Source organism: Ramlibacter pallidus, assembly GCF_015070875.1.
Taxonomy (GTDB): Bacteria; Pseudomonadota; Gammaproteobacteria; order Burkholderiales; family Burkholderiaceae_C; genus Ramlibacter; species Ramlibacter pallidus.
In genome coordinates, this window is record NZ_JADDIV010000002.1 from 628,372 (window position 1) to 645,255 (window position 16,884).

Genomic DNA, 16,884 nt, shown 5'->3' on the forward strand with positions numbered 1-16,884 from the left:
CAGGATAGCGGAGGCGGCCGGCCCTGCGAATGCGGGAATGACCGCTATTCCGGCGGCGCTCAGGCCAGGCCCGCCAGCCGCAGCGCCATGCCCACCAGCGCGCACCCGGCGATCACCGGGATCACCCCGAGCTTGAAGCGGAACAGTGCGACCGCCGCCGCCGCGGTGAGCGCCAGCGACACCAGGTCGACCGGCCAGCCCGGCGTCGGCGCCGCGCGCGCGATGTGGTCCAGGAAGAAGAGCGCCAGCGTCGCGATCACGCCGACCACGGCGGCGGTGATCGCCGTCAGCGGCGCCGTGAAGCGCAGCTGCCCGTGCGTGGATTCCACCAGCGGCCCGCCGGCCAGGATGAACAGGAACGAGGGGAGGAAGGTGAACCAGGTCACCACGGTGGCCGCGAGCGCGCCGGCCAGGAACAGCGCGTCCGGCCCGAGCACCTGCCGTGTCCAGCCGCCGACGAAACCGACGAAAGCGACGACCATGATGAGGGGCCCGGGCGTCGTTTCGCCGAGCGCCAGGCCGTCGATCATCTGCGGCCCGGTCAGCCACTGGTGGTGCTCCACCGCACCCTGGTACACGTACGGCAGCACGGCATAGGCGCCGCCGAACGTGAGCAGGGCCGCCTTGGTGAAGAACCAACCCATCTGCGCCAGCGTGCCCTGCCAGCCGTGCACCGCGACCAGCATGCCCATCGGCAACAGCCACAGCAACGCACCGACGGCGGCGATGGCCAGCAGGTGCGACCGGCTGAAGCGTGCGTGCGCAGGCGTCGGCGTGTCGTCGTCGATCAGCGCCGGGCCCCAGCTGCGGCCGCCGCCGGCATGCCCGCCGCCGCCGGCGAACTGCCCCGGCGCGAAGCGCGATCCGAAGAACCCGATCAAGCCGGCGGCCAGCACGATCCAGGGGAACGGCACCTTGAGCCAGGCGATCGCCACGAAGCTGCCGAGCGCGATCGCCCACAGCAGCGGCACCTGCCGCGGACTGCGCAGCGTGCGGCTGCCGATGCGCCACACCGCATGCAGCACGATCGCGGCGACGGCGGGCTTGATGCCGTAGAACAGGCCCGCGACCCAGTTCACGTCGCCAAAGGCGAGGTACACCCAGCCGAGCCCGACCAGGATGAACAGCGAGGGCAGCACGAACAGCCCGCCGGCGACGATGCCGCCCCAGGTGCGGTGCATCAGCCAGCCGATGTAGGTGGCGAGCTGCTGGGCCTCGGGACCGGGCAGCAGCATGCAGTAGTTCAGCGCGTGCAGGAAGCGCCGCTCGCTGATCCAGCGCCTCTGCTCCACCAGTTCGCGGTGCATGATCGCGATCTGCCCGGCCGGACCGCCGAAGCTGATGAACCCCAGCTTCAGCCAGAAGCGGAAAGCCTCCGCGAAACTCACCGCGGCCGGCGCAAGCGCCGCCCCGGGCGTTTCCACGATCACCGCGCTCATGCCGCGGCCGCCGCGTGCGCCGTCCAGCTGTGCGTCTCGCCCCGGCCTTCACGGCACCAGGCGTACAAGGCGTCGTACAGCGGCAGCGCCGCCTGCAGCATGGCGTGGTCGTCGGCGTGCAGGCGCGACAGGCCCAGCGACAGCGCGAGCAGCCCGCCGCTTTGCGCGGTGAGGTCCAGCCGGCTGGTGTCGGCGCCGCGCACGATCGCCGCCAGCGCATCGAGCGCCGGCAGCCGCAGATCGAAGGCCTGCAGCAGCGCATCGAAGCTGCAGCGCTCCCAGACGTGCGAGATCGGCGCGTTCTCGATGTCGAACGGGATCGCGTCCAGCTTCTTCGCCTGCGCGAACACTTCGTCCGCCGGCGCATAGAAGAACTGCGCACGCGGGTCGATGAAACGCAGGATCAGCCAGGGGCAGGCGATGCGGTCGATCTTGGGCCGCGCGCGCGTGATCCAGCGCGAAGGGCGCTCGCCCGTGACGCCGAGGTCCGGCCGCTTGGCCATGCGCGGCAGCGGCGTGCCGCGCCAGCGGCCGATGTCCTCCAGCCGGTCGACGCCGGCCTCTCCGCCCTCGATGCCGCCCTGCAGGTAACGGGCGTTCCAGCCGGCGTCGCGCAGGAGCTGCGTCGCCCCGTGGCTCACCTCGTGGCCGTACACGCAGTACACGACGACCTCGCGCGGTGCCTCGCGGCGGGCGAAGGCGGCGACGTCTTCCGGCGCGCAGTAGCGGGCGCCGGGGAGGAGGGAGGTGGCGGGGTCGAAACGGGCGCGCCGGCGCACGTCGAGCAGCAAGGGCGCGTCGGCGCGGCCGAGTCGCGGGATGAGTTCTGCGGGGGAAATGGAAGGCAATGCGGTGTCCATGGTCAGTCCAACGGAGGGTTGCCAGCGCTTGGACGGGACACCGTCTGGGAAACCGGGAGGCTGTGTTCCCGATGCACGCATCCTAAATCATCCGCGCTCGAATTTGAAGACCGCGGTGCCGGCGGTGAGATTCGGCAGGAAGCGCCGCTCCTCGCCGTCCTGCAGGCCGAAGGAATCCAGCACCACCAGGCGGTTCTTGGTGGCGAGCACCTCGAAGTCCTTGAAGGTGCCGACGCGGATGTTGGGCGTGTCGTACCACTGGTAGGGCAGGCGCTTGGTGACGGGCATGCGGCCGCGCACGATCGAGAGCCGGTTCGGCCAGTGCGCGAAGTTGGGGAAGGCCACGATGCCCAGCTTGCCGACCCGCGCGGTCTCGCGCAGCATGGTCTCGGCGTTGCGCAGGTGCTGCAGCGTGTCGATCTGCAGCACCACGTCGAAGGTGTCGTCGTCGAACAGCGACAGGCCCTGGTCCAGGTTCAGCTGGATCACGTTGACGCCCCGCTTCACGCAGGCCAGCACGTTCTCGTCGGCGAGTTCGATGCCGTAGCCGCTGCAGCCGCGCTCTCGCTGCAGGTGGTCCAGCAGCGCGCCGTCGCCGCAGCCGAGGTCGAGAACGCGCGAACCGACGGGAACGAGCCGCGCGATCGAATGCAAGGTGGCCTTGTCCGTCACAGCACGGCTCCCGCGGGCAGCTCGCGCACGTTCGCCGGCGATTCGGCCGCGATGCGCTCGAAGTAGGACCGCACGACCGCCAGGTAGCGCGCGTCCTCCAGCAGGAAGGCGTCGTGCCCGTGCGGCGCATCGATCTCGGCGTAGCTGACGTCGCGCCGGTTGTCCAGCAGCGCCTTGACGATCTCGCGGCTGCGCGCCGGCGAGAAGCGCCAGTCGGTGCTGAAGCTCACCAGCAGGAACTTGGCGGTGGCCACCGCCAGCGCCTTGGCCAGGTGGCCGTTGGTGCGCTTGGCCGGGTCGAAGTAGTCGAGCGCCCGCGTGATCAGCAGGTAGGTGTTGGCGTCGAAGTACTCGCTGAACTTGTCGCCCTGGTGGCGCAGGTAGCTCTCGATCTGGAACTCGATGTCCTGCGTGGTGTAGCGCAGGTCGAGGCCTTCCCGGAGCTGGCGCCCGAACTTCTCGTTCATGACGTCGTCGGACAGGTAGGTGATGTGGCCGATCATCCGCGCGATGCGCAGCCCGCGCTTGGGGATCACGTTGTGCCGGTAGAAGTGGCCGCCGTGGAAGTCCGGGTCGGTGACGATCGCACGGCGGGCGACTTCGTTGAACGCGATGTTCTCGGCGTTGAGGTTGGGCGCGCTCGCCACCACCACCGCATGCCGCACGCGCTGCGGATACTGCAGCGTCCACGACAAGGCCTGCATGCCGCCGAGGCTGCCTCCCATGACGGCCGCCAGCGACTGGATGCCCAGCGCATCGAGCAGCCGCGCCTGCGCATTCACCCAGTCCTCGACCGTCACCACCGGGAAGTCGGCGCCGTAGACGCGGCCGGTGTCCGGATTGACGTGCATCGGCCCGGTGGAGCCGAAGCAGGAGCCCAGGTTGTTCACGCCGATGACGAAGAAGCGGTCGGTGTCCACCGGCTTGCCGGGGCCGATCATGGTGTCCCACCAGCCCTCGGATTTCTCCTGTCCCTCGTAGACGCCGGCCACGTGGTGCGAGGCGTTGAGGGCATGGCAGATCAGGACGGCATTGCTGCGCTCGGCGTTGAGGGTGCCATAGGTCTCGTAGGCGAGCGAGTAGCCGCGGATCGAGGCGCCGCTCTGCAGCGCGAGCGGCGCGTCGAACGACATGGACCGGGGCGTGGCGACGAAGGTCATGGTGGAAACGAAAAACCCGGCCGCGAAAGCGGGCCGGGTTCGGCTCCATCTTTAGCGGTATTTATTGAGCGCCCGCAAGCGAGGCAAATCGGCGCTGGGCCCGAGTATAGCCAGCCTCAGGACACGAGGGCCAGCACCCCGAGGACCGCGAAGACGAGGGCGCCGACGACGTGCACCGCCCGGATCGGCACGCGGCGCGTGATGCGCTCGCCGAACCACACCACGGGGGCGTTCGCCAGCATCATTCCCAGCGTCGTGCCCGCCACGACCGCCGCCCAGGCGTCGAAGCGCGCGGCCAGCACCACGGTGGCCACCTGCGTCTTGTCGCCCATCTCCGCGAGGAAGAAGGCGACCAGCGTGGTGCCGAACACGCCGAAGCGCGGCACCTTCGCCGTGTCGTCCTCGTCCAGCTTGTCGGGGATGAGCATCCAGCCGGCCATGGCGATGAAGGACACGCCCAGCACCCAGCGCAGCGCCTGCGGGCCGAGCCACTGCGTGACCCAGGCGCCGACCGCGCCAGCGAGGGCGTGGTTCACCAGGGTGGCGACGAGGATGCCCAGGACGATCGGCCAGGGCTTGCGGAACCGGGCGGCCAGGACCAGCGAGAGCAGCTGCGTCTTGTCGCCCATCTCCGCCAGGGCGACGATGCCCGTCGAGACGAGAAATGCTTCCAAGAGACCCGGGATTCTAGGGCGCGCCGGTGCACGCACGATCCCGGCGCACTTTTTGCTTAGTTTTGGTGCGGCCCCGCGAATGGCCGCCAGAACGCACCACAACCAAGCATTTCATCCAAAGGGGTCACCATGGAAGCACTAAAACAGGGCTCGGACGTCCTGTTCATCCTGCTGGGCGCCATCATGGTCCTGGCCATGCATTCGGGATTCGCCTTCCTGGAGCTGGGCACGGTCCGCAAGAAGAACCAGGTCAACGCGCTCGTCAAGATCCTGGTCGACTTCTCGGTGTCCACGGTCGCCTATTTCCTGGTCGGCTACGCCGTCGCCTACGGCACGTCCTTCCTGGTCGGCGCCGAGCAGCTGGTGGCCCGCAACGGCTACGACCTGGTGAAGTTCTTCTTCCTGCTCACGTTCGCCGCGGCCATCCCGGCCATCATCTCCGGCGGCATCGCCGAACGCGCCCGCTTCGGCCCGCAGCTGATCGCGACCGCCGTCATCGTGGGCCTGGTCTACCCGCTGTTCGAAGGCGTCGCCTGGAACCAGCGCTTCGGCATCCAGGCCTGGATCAAGGGGCTGACCGGCGACGAGTTCCACGATTTCGCCGGCTCGATCGTCGTCCATGCGGTGGGCGGCTGGCTGGGGCTCACCGCCGTGGTCCTGCTCGGTGCGCGCAGCAACCGTTACCGCAAGGACGGCGCGATCTCCGCGCACCCGCCCTCCAACATCCCCTTCCTGGCGCTCGGCGCGTGGATCCTCACCGTCGGCTGGTTCGGCTTCAACGTGATGAGCGCCCAGACGATCGACAAGGTGTCCGGCCTGGTGGCCGTGAACTCGCTGATGGCGATGGTGGGCGGCACGCTGGCGGCCACCCTGATCGGCCGCAACGACCCCGGCTTCGTGCACAACGGGCCGCTGGCGGGCCTGGTCGCGGTCTGCGCGGGCAGCGACCTGATGCACCCGGGCGGCGCCTTCGTGGTGGGCGGCGTGGCCGGCGCGATCTTCGTCGTGCTGTTCACCCTGACGCAGAACCGCTGGAAGATCGACGACGTCCTGGGCGTGTGGCCGCTGCACGGCCTGTGCGGCCTGTGGGGCGGCATCGCCGCCGGCATCTTCGGCACGGGGGCCTTCGGCGGGCTGGGCGGCGTCAACTTCATGGCCCAGCTGATCGGCAGCCTGATCGGCGTCGGCTGGGCGCTCCTCGCCGGCTTCGCGCTGTACGGCGTGCTGCGGAAAGTGATGGGCCTGCGCCTGTCCGCCGAGGAAGAGCAGACCGGCGCCGACCTCGCGATCCACAAGATCGGCTCGACGCCGGAACGCGAGGCCAACTGGTAGCGGGTGTCGCGCGCATGCCGAAAATGGCGCGGCGGCACGGGTTCCGCGGCCTTCCCATGTTGCTTTTCCAAATCCATGCGCATAATGCGCCCGTGGGCCACGGGGTCCACAGGTTTGCGGTGTTTGTCGGTCTCGCGTGGTTTTGATTGCGTTTGCGGACTCTCCATCGCGTTTTTGCGTTTTTTCTCAGGAGTCCGTAATGGGCAACAAGCTTTACGTGGGGAACCTTCCCTACTCTTTCCGCGACAGCGACATGGAACAGGCGTTCGCGCAGTTCGGCACTGTCACCAGCGCCAAGGTCATGATGGAACGTGACACCGGCCGCTCCAAGGGTTTCGGCTTCGTCGAAATGGGCAGCCCGGCCGAGGCGCAAGCCGCGATCGAAGGCATGAACGGCCAGCAGATCGGCGGCCGTGGTCTGGTGGTCAACGAAGCCCGTCCGATGGAACCGCGTAGCGGTGGCGGCGGCGGCTTTGGCGGCGGCGGCGGTGGTGGCCGCGGCTTCGGCGGCGGCGGTGGTGGTGGCGGCGGCTTCGGCGGCGGCCGTCGCGAAGGCGGCGGTGGCGGCGGCTACGGCGGCGGCGGCGGTGGCCGCGACCGTTACTGAGCAGCAGCTGCGCGGCCAGTCCGCAATGCAACGAAAGGGCCTCCGGGCCCTTTTTTCATGCCTGCTTAGGGCAGCCACCCCCTTGCCATGCCCCCGATGATCTGCTCCATAATGGAATCGCGTGGTCAAGCAGTTTCACGCGGGTTGCGGTGAACAGGTGCCTTTCGCGTCGCTTTTGCGTTGAATGCGTTTTCGGGACTCCATCGCTTCGTTCGTCATGTTTTTTCCAGGAGTCCCTTCGATGGGCAACAAACTGTACGTGGGCAACCTTCCCTACCAGGTGCGCGACAGCGACCTCGAGCAGGCGTTCAGCCAGTTCGGCCAGGTCACCAGCGCCAAGGTCATGATGGAGCGCGAGACCGGACGCTCCAAGGGCTTCGGTTTCGTCGAAATGGGCAGCGATGCCGAGGCGCAGGCCGCCATCGAAGGCATGAACGGCCAGTCCATGGGCGGCCGCAGCGTGGTCGTCAACGAAGCCCGCCCGATGGAGAACCGCCCGCGCAGCGGCGGCTTCGGCGGCGGCGGGGGTGGCGGCGGCTACGGTGGTGGTGGCGGCCGCTCGGGCGGCGGCGGCTATGGTGGCGGCCGGCGCGAAGGCGGCGGTGGTGGCTACGGCGGTGGTGGCGGCCAGGACGGCGGCTTCCGCAGCCCCTATGGCGCGGGTCCCCGGGGCGGCGGCCGCTCCGGCGGCGGTGGTGGCGGCTACGGTGGCGGCGGCAACAGCTACTGACCGGCGCGTTTCCGGATGAAAGAAGGGCTCCCGCGGGAGCCTTTTTCGTTTCGGATCAGAGGCCGTCGCCGCGGTGCTTGCGCGCGCGGCCGACCAGCACGGCGTCGAACAGCGGATTCGGCAACAGGCGCAGCACCTTGGCCACGACGCCCATCTGCCACGGGATCACGCGGTAGCTGCGGCCGGCGGCGATGGTGCGGAAGGCGGCGTCGGCAAAAGCGTCCGGCGTCATCAGGAAAGGCATGGCGTAGCGGTTCCCGCGCGTGAGCGGCGTGTCCACGTAGCCCGGCGAGATCGTCACCACCTTCACGCCGCTGCCCCGCAGCTCCCCGCGCAGGCTCTCGCAATAGCTGATGACCGCTGCCTTGCTGGAGCAGTAGCCGGCGTGTCCCGGCAGCCCCCGGATGCCGGCGACGCTGGCGATGCCCACCAGCGTGCCGCTGCCGCGCGCCCGCATGGCTTCGATGAAGGGGTGGAAGGTCGCCGCGAGCCCGATGTTGTTGATCGCGTAGATGCGGGCCATCACGTCGATGTCCTCGCGGTGCGCGGTGTCCATGCCGACGCTGATGCCCGCGTTGGCGATGACGATGTCGGGCACCCCCTGCTGCGCCAGGCACTCGCGGCCCGCGGCGACGATGCTGTCCGTCACCGCGACGTCCGCGCCGTACACGCGCCAGTCGGCGGGCGGCAGGCCGCGCGACGCCGCCCAGCGCACGATCTCGTCGGTGCGGCGCGCCACCAGGGCCAGCCGGTAGCCCGCCTGGTGGTAGCGCCAGGCCAGTGCCTGGCCGATGCCGCTCGAGGCCCCGGTGATGAACGCCAGCGGTGCCATCACGGGGCGGTGCCGCGGTTCGGCTGCAGGGTGCCGCGCACCCGGCCCTTGAGTTCCAGCACCCGCTCCAGGTTGTCGAACGCGAGGCTGTCGCCTTCGAAGACGTCGTTGCCGCGCTTGAGCACCACCGGCTGGTGCGATCGCACCCGTTCTTCCTCGACGAACACGTGGAGGAAGTCGCCCCGGATCTCCAGCCGCGGCGCCGGGTTGTCGGCCGGCGCCTCGCGCGTGACCACCGCATTGCCGATCAGCTGCACCTGCGAGGCGTCCCCGTTGCTGATCGCCTTCTTCGCGGTGGCGACGATCAGCGCGCCGCGCGCGTTGACCGAGCGGATGCGCGGCTCGTCCACCTCCATCGTGTCGGTGTCGGGGTAGTGGCGCGCCTCGACGCCGCGGATCTCGCTCTTCATGCGGCCGGCCGGGTCGAAGGCCTTCACCGAGAAGCCGCGCAGGAAGTAGTCCGGCTCGTGCACCGGCGCGCGCTGCGCCGCGGCGGGCGCGAACGTGGGCGTGTTGCGCGCCAGCCAGTAGGTGCCCAGCGCCAGCAGGCCCATCAGGATGACGGGCAGGTAGAGGCTGACGCGGTCCCACGCGCGGCCGAAGCCGCGCACGGTCCTCACCGGTAAGCCTCCAGCAACTCCGCGTACCGGCCCGACGCCACCAGGAGCAGGTCGCAGAGTTCGCGCGCCGCGCCGTGGCCGCCGGCCGCCTGCGTGACGTAATCGGCCTGCGCCCGCACCTCGGCATGGGCGTTCGCCGGCGCCGCCGCGAAGGCGCTGCGCCGCAGCACGGGGAGGTCCGGCCAGTCGTCGCCGATGGCGGCCGCCTGCGCCCAGGTGAACCCGAGCTGGTCGAGCGAGGCCTGCGCCGCCGGCAGCTTGTCCTCGGTGCCGTAGTGCACGTGCGTCACGCCCAGCGCCTCGAGCCGCCGGCGCAGCGGCCTGGAATCGCGGCCGGTGATCACGACCGGCACGATGCCGCCGCGCTGCAGCAGCTTCAGGCCCAGCCCGTCGAGGATGTGGAAGCGCTTGAGCGTCTCGCCCTCCTCGGAGAACAGCAGCCCGCCATCGGTCATGACGCCGTCGATGTCGAAGAAGCAGGCGCGGATGCCCTGCGCGGCGAGCAGGGTCTCGGGCGGGAAGGTGAGGGTCGCCTGCACGCTCAGATGACTTTCGCGCGCATCAGGTCGTTGGTGTTCACGGCGCCGACGAGGCGGTTCTCCGCATCGACCACCAGCACGTTCGTGATGCGGTGCTGCTCCATCAGCTGGGCGGCCTCGGCGGCCAGCGCGTCCTGCCGGATCGTCCTGGGGTTCGCGTGCATCAGGTCGCGCGCGTTCATGCTGCGCAGGTCGGCGCCCCTCTCGATCAGTCGCCGCAGGTCGCCGTCGGTGAAGATGCCGAGCACTGTCCCCTGCGCGTCGACCACGGCGGACGAGCCGAGCCCCTTGGCGCTCATCTCGCGCATCAGCTCGGAGAAGCTGGCCTCGGGCAACACCTTCGGCACGCTGTCGCCCTTGCGCATGATGTCCGCCAGGTGCGTCAGCAGCTTGCGGCCCAGCGCGCCGCCCGGGTGGGACCGGGCGAAGTCCTCGGCCAGGAAGCCGCGGGCGTCCAGCAGCGCCACGGCAAGGGCATCGCCCAGCGCGAGCTGCGCGGTGGTGCTGGCCGTGGGTGCGAGCTGCAGCGGACAGGCCTCGCGCTCCACGCCGCTGTCCAGCACGATGTCGGCGTGCTGCGCGAGGGTGGAACGCGGGTTGCCGGTCATGGCGACCAGCGTGGCGCCGAGGCGCTTGATCACCGGCAGCAGCGAGGTCAGCTCGTCGACTTCGCCGCTGTTGGAGACCGCCAGCACGAGGTCGATCGCCTTGATCATGCCGAGGTCGCCGTGGCTCGCCTCGGCCGGATGCACGAACATCGCCGGCGTGCCGGTGGATGCCAGCGTCGCGGCGATCTTGCGGCTGACGTGCCCGCTCTTGCCGATGCCCATCACCACGATGCGGCCGCGCACCTCGAGCATCTTCTCCACCGCCAGCGTGAAGGACTCGCCGGTCCGCGCCTTCAGGCCGGACACCGCCGCGGCCTCGATCTCGAAAGTCTCCTGCGCCAGGCGTAGCGCGCGCGTGCGGTCGAAGCTCATGGCGCGATTCTAAGAGGGGCCGGCTTCTCGGCAGTAGCATAGGGCCATGTCTTCGCTGGAGCTCACGCTGCTTTACCTGCTGGCCGCCGTGCTGGGGGTGGTGGCCTGCCGCTCCCTGCGGCTGCCGCCGATGCTGGGCTACCTGGCCGTGGGGGTGGTGATCGGCCCCAACGCCCTGGCCCTGGCACAGGACTCCGACAGCGTGCGCCACCTCGGCGAGTTCGGCGTGGTGTTCCTGATGTTCGTGATCGGGCTGGAGTTCAACCTGGCCAAGCTGCGCGCCATGCGCAAGCACGTGTTCGGCCTGGGCATGTCGCAGGTGCTGCTGACGATCGTGCCGGCCAGCATCGGCGCCGTGGTGCTGACCGCACTGGCGCCGACCATCGCGCCGCTGTCGTGGCAAAGCGCCCTGGCCCTGGCGGGCGCGCTGGCCATGAGCAGCACCGCGATCGTGGTGAAGATGATGGCCGACCGGCTGGAGCTGGAGTCGGAGCACGGCCAGCGCGTGATGGGCGTGCTGCTGTTCCAGGACCTGGCCGTGGTGCCGCTGCTGGTGATGATCCCGGCGCTGGGCAGCCCGCCGGAGGTGCTGCTGCGCGAACTGGCCCTGGCCGCCGTCAAGGCCGCCGCGCTGATCGCCCTGCTGCTGTCCGGCGGCCAGCGCCTCATGCGCTGGTGGCTCACCCTGGTGGCGCGGCGCAAGAGCGAGGAACTGTTCGTCCTCAACATGCTGCTGGTCACGCTGGGGCTCGCGTGGCTGACCGAGCTGGCGGGGCTGTCGCTGGCGCTGGGCGCCTTCATCGCCGGCATCCTGATCTCCGAGACCGAGTTCAAGCACCAGGTGGAGGCCGACATCCGGCCGTTCCACGACGTGCTGCTGGGGCTGTTCTTCATCACCATCGGCATGCTGCTGGACTGGCGGCCGGTCGCCGCCCACTGGGGGCTGGTGCTCGTGCTGGTGACGCTGCCGGTGCTTTTCAAGCTGCTGCTGGTGACCGCGCTGGCGCGGTTCTTCGGCGCCACCACGGGGGTCGCGCTGCGCACCGGCCTCTACCTCGCGCAGGCCGGCGAGTTCGGCTTCGTGCTGCTGACGCTGGCACGCGCCCACGACCTCGTCCCGCCGGCATTGCTGAACCCCATCCTGGCGAGCATGGTGCTGTCGATGCTGGCGACGCCCTTCATCATCCAGTGGAGCAACCGCATCGTGATGAAGCTGGTGGCCAGCGAGTGGATGATGCAGTCGCTGCAGATGACCACCATCGCGCGCAAGTCCATCAACGCGCACCAGCACGTGATCATCTGCGGCTACGGGCGCTGCGGCCAGAACCTCGCCCGCATGCTGGAGCAGGAGAACATCCCCTACATGGCGCTGGACCTCGATCCGGACCGCGTGCGCCAAGCCGCGGCCGCCGGCGACTCGGTGGTGTTCGGCGACGCCGCGCGGCTGCAGGCGCTGATCGCCGCCGGCCTGGGCCGGGCCAGCGCCGTCGTGATCACCTATCTCGACGTGCCGAACGCGACCAAGGTGCTGGGCAGCGTGCGCTCGCACGCGCCGCAGGTGCCGGTGATCGTGCGCACGCACGACGACCACGACCTCGAGCGACTGCAGGCCGCCGGTGCCACCGAGGTGGTGCCGGAGACGCTGGAGAGCTCGCTGATGCTGGCCAGCCACGCGCTGGCCCTGGTCGGCGTGCCGATGCGGCGCGTGATCCGGATCGTGCAGGAGCAGCGCGACGCGCGCTACAACCTCCTGCGCGGGTACTTCCACGGCGCCGACGACAGCAGCATGGCGGAGATGGAGCAGGAGCGCCTGTCCACCATCACGCTCCCGCTGGGCGCGCGGGCGCTGGGCCACGCGCTGAGCACCCTGCGCCTGGCCGGCCAGGGCGTGCGGGTGGTCAGCCTGCGGCGCGGCAACGGGCGCATCATCGACCCTGCGACCGACCCTGCACTGGAGGACGGCGACACGCTGGTGCTCTCGGGCCGGCCCGAACCGCTGGCGATGGCCGAGGAGATCCTGCTCAAGGGATGAAGATGGAAGAACTGAACGTCAGCGACTACCTGCGCAGCCACATCCGCACCGTGCCCGACTGGCCGGCTCCGGGCGTGCAGTTCCGCGACATCACGCCGCTGCTGCAGAACCCGCGCGTGTTCCGCGTGCTGATCGACGCCTTCGTGCACCGCTACATGGACCGGCGCCCGGACGTCGTCGCGGGCCTCGACGCCCGCGGCTTCATTCTGGGGTCCGTCGTCGCCTACGAGCTGGGCCTGGGCTTCGTGCCGATCCGCAAGAAGGGCAAGCTGCCCTTCACCACGGTGGAAGAAACCTACGAGCTGGAATACGGCAGCGCCACGGTCGAACTGCACACCGACGCGGTCAAGCCGGGCCAGCGCGTGTTGCTGGTCGACGACCTGATCGCCACCGGCGGCACCATGATGGCCGGCAAGAGGCTGCTGGAAAAGCTGGGCGGCACCGTCATCGAGGGGGCCGCGATCGTCGACCTGCCGGAGCTCGGCGGCTCGGAGCGCCTGCGCGAAGGCGGACTGGACGTCTTCACCTTCGTGCGCTTCGAGGGGCACTGACTAGCGCAGCGACCCGTACTGCGTCGTGCTCAGGTGGTCGCCCGGCGCGTCGCCGTCGGTCATCTCGGTGTCCTCGAAGCCGGTCAGCAGCGTGTAGCTGCCCGGATGGGCGTGGGCATGCTGCGCCTGCGGCTGCGCCTTGCCGGCGTTGGCCGCGGCGAGCGCCTGCTCGCCACGCACGCCGGCCGCGACGCCGGCGGCCAGCGCCTTCTTGAACGCTTCCACTTCGTCCTGCTGCAGCGGGTCGACGCGCGCGGCGGGCGGCTGCGGCGGCTGCTTCGGTTCGGCGGGCTTGGGAATGTCCATGAGCGGCGCCGGACGGGAGATCGGCGGCCGGTGCACCATCTCGCCGACGGCCACGTGCTCGTTGGCGCGCCAGTACACGGCGGAAACGAGGATGTCGTGCCGCGACTTGGCCGACTGCGCCACCATCGCCTCGATCTCGGCGAGGCGGTTGGTGTCGGCGCCGCCGCCGTACGCCAGGTCCACCATCACCATGAACTGGCGGCCGCGCGGGTCGAGCGACAGCACCTTGAACTTGTAGCTGGAGGACAGCACGCCGGAGCGCACCATGCATTCGCGCACCACGGCATAAAGCAGCTCGCGGCGCTCCATGCGCTCCTGCTTGCGGTTGGCGGGCTGCGCCGTGCCGTGCAGGCCGCGGGCGGCCGCGTGGTACGGCTTGGTGGAGTCGATGCGCGACAGCCCGGAGCTGGGCATCAGGCTGGCGGAGGCGTCGTGCTTCTTCTTCGCGGAGAACCAGCTGAGCAAGGACATGACGGACTACTTTCTCGGCGTGTTGTTGTCTGTCCGTCCAGTGTGTCCGCTAGTTGTTACCACGCTGTAAGCCATCCGGTCGCCCGGACAGGCGTCGCGGGCGGGAGGATGGGCGGCAAGCCCGCGCGTCAGGTCACCGCCACGCGCTTCGGGCGGTTGGAGAGGCGGCGCGACACCAGCGAACCGAGCGCCATCGCGACCTCCACGGCCAGCGCGGGCTGGCGGTTGGTGAGTTCGGTGAAGCGGATCGGGCTGAGCGACCACAGCTTGCACGCCGCGGCGGCCTGCACGGTCGCCGCGCGCGGCTGGCGCGTGAAGAACGCGCCTTCGCCGACGGCCGAGCCGGGCTCGACGGTGGCCAGGCGCAGGCGGCCCTTGTCGTCCTCGTAGTGCACCGTGAGCTGCCCCGTCTCGACGAAGTACACGGTGCGGTCGCTCGCGTTCTGCTCGATCAGCACCTGACCCTGGCGCACCGCGAACGGCTGCAGGTAGGTGCCGAGCAGCTCCCACTGTTTCGCATTGAGCTGCGGGTGGAAGGCATCGCGCGACTGGTTGTGGGCGACGGCGTGGATGAGCCCCTGCACGTCGAAGTGGATGGAGGTGGGGAGGGGGGCGTTCATGGTGGCGCGACGGTAGCCGCGCCACGGGGGCGTTTACAAGGTTTGTTAAAGATCGATTACAGGAGATACGCCGTTTCCCTAAGCTGTAACGCAACCGCAGGTTCTGGCCGGACGAGCGGCCGGCGCGGCCGGTCGGGCGGCGTTGCTTCAGTCCGTCTCGGACGGGTCGAAATCGAGTTCCACTTTCGCGCCGTTCGGGTCGGTGCAGAACAGCTGCCAGGTGCCTGCACCTTTCTGCCGCCGCAGGTCGTACTTCACGCCCTGCGCATCGAAGCGCGCCTTCACCGTCTTGAGGTCCCGCGCGGAGAAGGCCATGTGGTCGATGACCCCTGCGCGCTGCGGCGGGACGGGCCGGTCCGAGTACACGTGCAGGATCGCGCAACCTTCCGCATACAGCCAGGCGCCGGGAAACCCCAGGTCCGGCCGCGGCCCTTGCTCCAGCCCGAGCAGGCCGGTGTAGAAGGCCAGCGTGCGGTCCAGGTCCTCCGCGATCACCGTGAAGTGGTTCATGCCGTGGATCATGCGAGTCTCCGTCGGGGTCGTTCAGGTCACCAGCACCAGCGAGCCGGTGCTCGCCCGCGATTCGAGCCGCCGGTGCGCCTGACCGGCGGCGGACAGCGCAAAACGCTCGATCTCCGGTGGCGGCAGAACGCCTGCGGCGAGCGCCCGCCACACGCGGTCGGCACGCTCCTGCAGTTCGCGCGGCGTGGCGACGTAGTCGAACACCACCGGGCGCGAGAAGGTCAGCGACTTCGCCACCAGGCGGTCGGCGTCCAGCGGCGGCAGCGGCCCGCTGGCCTGGCCGAGGCTGATCCAGTGGCAGCGCCGGTCGGCGGCAGCCAAGTTCTCTTCGACGCCCGCCGCGCCGAGCCCGTCGACGATCACGTCGGCCCCGCCGCAATGCGCCTGCACCGCCTGCGCGAAGCGGTAGTCCGGTGCGACGATCACATGCGCGCAGCCGTGCGACCGAGCGATGCGCGCCTTGGCTTCGCTGGACACGGTGCCCACCACGGTCGCCTGCAACCGGCTGGCCCACGCGCACAGCAGAGAACCCACGCCGCCCGCGGCCGCGTGCACCAGCAGGCGCGTGCCCGGGCGCACGCGCCCGAGGTCGCGCAACAGGTAGTCGGCCGTCACGCCCTTGAGCAGCAACGCGGCCGCGGCCTCTTCGTCCACGTCCTGGGGCAGGCGCACGACGTGCTGCGCCGGCACGTTGCGCAGCGTGCGATAGGCGCCGGGCTGCGGGCACAGGTAGGCGACGCGATCGCCGGGGAAGAAGTTGCCCACGCCGGCACCGACGTCCACGACGGTGCCGGCGGCCTCCATCCCCAGCACGCCGGGCAGGGGCAGCAGGCCGGGCATCCAGCCGCGCCGCAGGTAGATGTCGAAGAAGTTGACGCCGACGGCACGCTGCGCGATGCGCACCTCGCCGGGACCGGGCGGCGGCACCTGCATGTCCACCGCTTCCAGTTCCTCCGGGCCGCCGTAGCGCGCCAGCCGGACTTCACGCCCCGTCGCCGTCGCGTGCGCACCCGCGCGCGCCACCGGCGTAGCGTGCGTCGCGGGCGCGGCGAGGTATTTCCTGAGGTTCGCGAACCCGGCCTCGTAGACCCCTTGCGCCACCATGTCGTGCAGCTCGCGCTCGCGCCCCGGCGGCGCCTCGAAGGTGGACTCCCAGTGCCAGAAGGTGCGGTCGCCATCGGTGACCGGCTTCAAGGTGACGGTTGCCACGTAGCGCTTCAGCGGCACCGTGGCTTCGAGGATGCAATAGGTCGACTTGTACTCCGTGTCGGACAGTCCCAGCAGCTGCTCGCGGATCCGGTTGCCATCCTTCAGCGTGAAGCTGCGCACGCAGCCCACGCGCGACGAAGGCTCGCCGTGCTCGATGCGGCTGGCCTCCACCACGTCGTGCCACTGGTCGTGGCTGTTGAAATCGCGCAGGACCTGCCAGACGCGCGCGATCGGCGCGTCGATGACGGCGGAGCGGACGACCTTCTGCAGCATGGGACGCTCAGCGCGCGCCGCGGAAGTGCTTCTTCAGCGCGTCGAACCCGCCCTGGAACACCTGGCCGCCGATCAGGTCCGACAGCTCCTGTTCGCGGCGCGGTTCGCAGTCGAATTCCGCGCTCCACTCCGCGAAGGTGCGCCCGCCGTCGGTGACCGGCGTCAGCTTGAGCGTGGCGGTGTAGTTCTCCACGCCCATCGGGCTTTCGAGGATGGCGTAGGTGCAGCTGTAGTCGAAGTCGGAGAGCGCCAGCAGCCGCTCGCGGATGCGGCCGCCGTCGCGCGTGTGGAAATTCCGCACGCAGCCGACCTTGTCGGGCGGCTCGCCGTTCTCGATGCGGCTGTCGGCGATGCCGGGGTGCCACTGCGGCAGCCCGTTGAAGTCGCGCACGCGCTGCCACACCGCGTCGGCGCCGGCCTCGATCACGCTGGAGACGTAGATGCGCAGCATGGGC

The 16,884-nt window shown here is 70.0% G+C and carries 18 protein-coding genes and 1 pseudogene; 5 read left to right on the top strand and 14 right to left on the bottom strand.

The features are described from left to right. Positions 1–59 precede the first annotated feature (59 nt). The 5 genes from chrA to IM787_RS07905 all read right to left on the bottom strand — a co-directional run bounded on the left by chrA (position 60) and on the right by IM787_RS07905 (position 4,805). Positions 60–1,439: a chromate efflux transporter gene (gene chrA, locus IM787_RS07885; protein ID WP_193676083.1), complete on the bottom strand. Its 1,380-nt coding sequence runs from the start codon at positions 1,437–1,439 to the stop codon at positions 60–62. Next, on the bottom strand, positions 1,436–2,299 hold the full coding sequence (locus tag IM787_RS07890) for a chromate resistance protein ChrB domain-containing protein (protein WP_193676084.1): 864 nt from the start codon (positions 2,297–2,299) through the stop codon (positions 1,436–1,438). The genes chrA and IM787_RS07890 overlap by 4 nt, the downstream gene beginning before the upstream one ends. An 87-nt stretch (positions 2,300–2,386) precedes the next feature. After that, entirely contained in the window at positions 2,387–2,971 is a 585-nt protein-coding gene (gene metW / locus IM787_RS07895; protein WP_193676085.1) for a methionine biosynthesis protein MetW, read from the bottom strand. Further along, positions 2,968–4,131 (bottom strand): homoserine O-succinyltransferase MetX, encoded by a 1,164-nt coding sequence (gene metX, locus IM787_RS07900; protein WP_193676086.1) that lies wholly within the window; start codon positions 4,129–4,131, stop codon positions 2,968–2,970. The genes metW and metX overlap by 4 nt, the downstream gene beginning before the upstream one ends. A 116-nt stretch (positions 4,132–4,247) precedes the next feature. After that, entirely contained in the window at positions 4,248–4,805 is a 558-nt protein-coding gene (locus tag IM787_RS07905) for a TMEM165/GDT1 family protein (protein ID WP_193676087.1), read from the bottom strand. Between the two features lie 129 nt (positions 4,806–4,934). On the opposite strand from IM787_RS07905, the gene IM787_RS07910 reads away from it, so the two are divergent. The 3 genes and pseudogenes from IM787_RS07910 (at position 4,935) to rbp (IM787_RS07920) (ending at position 7,474) form a co-directional block, all read left to right on the top strand. Further along, entirely contained in the window at positions 4,935–6,137 is a 1,203-nt protein-coding gene (locus IM787_RS07910) for an ammonium transporter (protein WP_193676088.1), read from the top strand. 199 nt (positions 6,138–6,336) lie between these two features. Then, a pseudogene (gene rbp / locus IM787_RS07915) lies at positions 6,337–6,729 on the top strand (RNA-binding regulator); the annotation flags it as partial. Between the two features lie 256 nt (positions 6,730–6,985). Further along, positions 6,986–7,474, top strand: coding sequence for an RNA-binding regulator (rbp, locus tag IM787_RS07920; RefSeq protein ID WP_193676090.1), 489 nt, complete (start codon positions 6,986–6,988; stop codon positions 7,472–7,474). Positions 7,475–7,529: 55 nt separating this feature from the next. On the opposite strand, the gene IM787_RS07925 is transcribed toward rbp (IM787_RS07920), so the two are convergent. Genes IM787_RS07925 through IM787_RS07940 form a run of 4 tightly spaced genes read right to left on the bottom strand, consistent with a single transcriptional unit; the run spans position 7,530 to position 10,445 of the window. Next, a complete protein-coding gene (locus tag IM787_RS07925; protein ID WP_193676091.1) occupies positions 7,530–8,306 on the bottom strand; it encodes an SDR family oxidoreductase in 777 nt (258 codons plus the stop codon). Continuing rightward, a complete protein-coding gene (gene lptC, locus IM787_RS07930) occupies positions 8,306–8,926 on the bottom strand; it encodes an LPS export ABC transporter periplasmic protein LptC (RefSeq protein WP_354004372.1) in 621 nt (206 codons plus the stop codon). The genes IM787_RS07925 and lptC overlap by 1 nt, the downstream gene beginning before the upstream one ends. Further along, positions 8,923–9,465 carry a KdsC family phosphatase gene (locus IM787_RS07935; protein WP_193676092.1) on the bottom strand — a complete coding sequence of 181 codons (543 nt, stop codon included), beginning with the start codon at positions 9,463–9,465 and terminating at the stop codon, positions 8,923–8,925. The genes lptC and IM787_RS07935 overlap by 4 nt, the downstream gene beginning before the upstream one ends. 2 nt (positions 9,466–9,467) lie before the next feature. Continuing rightward, complete coding sequence (locus tag IM787_RS07940; RefSeq protein ID WP_193676093.1) at positions 9,468–10,445, bottom strand: KpsF/GutQ family sugar-phosphate isomerase; 978 nt, start codon at positions 10,443–10,445, stop codon at positions 9,468–9,470. Between the two features lie 46 nt (positions 10,446–10,491). Here IM787_RS07940 and IM787_RS07945 point away from each other — a divergent pair, with 46 nt between their 5' ends. Together IM787_RS07945 and IM787_RS07950 are read left to right on the top strand one after the other, a co-directional pair. Beyond that, a complete protein-coding gene (locus IM787_RS07945) occupies positions 10,492–12,477 on the top strand; it encodes a monovalent cation:proton antiporter family protein (RefSeq protein WP_193676094.1) in 1,986 nt (661 codons plus the stop codon). A gap of 2 nt (positions 12,478–12,479) precedes the next feature. Continuing rightward, positions 12,480–13,028 carry an adenine phosphoribosyltransferase gene (locus IM787_RS07950; protein ID WP_193676368.1) on the top strand — a complete coding sequence of 183 codons (549 nt, stop codon included), beginning with the start codon at positions 12,480–12,482 and terminating at the stop codon, positions 13,026–13,028. On the opposite strand, the gene IM787_RS07955 is transcribed toward IM787_RS07950, so the two are convergent. From IM787_RS07955 to IM787_RS07975, 5 genes are all read right to left on the bottom strand, one after another. Next, a complete protein-coding gene (locus tag IM787_RS07955; RefSeq protein WP_193676095.1) occupies positions 13,029–13,805 on the bottom strand; it encodes a hypothetical protein in 777 nt (258 codons plus the stop codon). A gap of 128 nt (positions 13,806–13,933) precedes the next feature. Continuing rightward, positions 13,934–14,425, bottom strand: coding sequence for a Crp/Fnr family transcriptional regulator (locus IM787_RS07960; protein WP_193676096.1), 492 nt, complete (start codon positions 14,423–14,425; stop codon positions 13,934–13,936). Between the two features lie 147 nt (positions 14,426–14,572). Beyond that, positions 14,573–14,947: a VOC family protein gene (locus IM787_RS07965; protein WP_193676097.1), complete on the bottom strand. Its 375-nt coding sequence runs from the start codon at positions 14,945–14,947 to the stop codon at positions 14,573–14,575. Between the two features lie 21 nt (positions 14,948–14,968). Continuing rightward, entirely contained in the window at positions 14,969–16,429 is a 1,461-nt protein-coding gene (locus IM787_RS07970; RefSeq protein ID WP_193676098.1) for an SRPBCC family protein, read from the bottom strand. Between the two features lie 7 nt (positions 16,430–16,436). Then, positions 16,437–16,880, bottom strand: coding sequence for an SRPBCC family protein (locus IM787_RS07975; protein WP_193676099.1), 444 nt, complete (start codon positions 16,878–16,880; stop codon positions 16,437–16,439). Positions 16,881–16,884 lie beyond the last annotated feature (4 nt).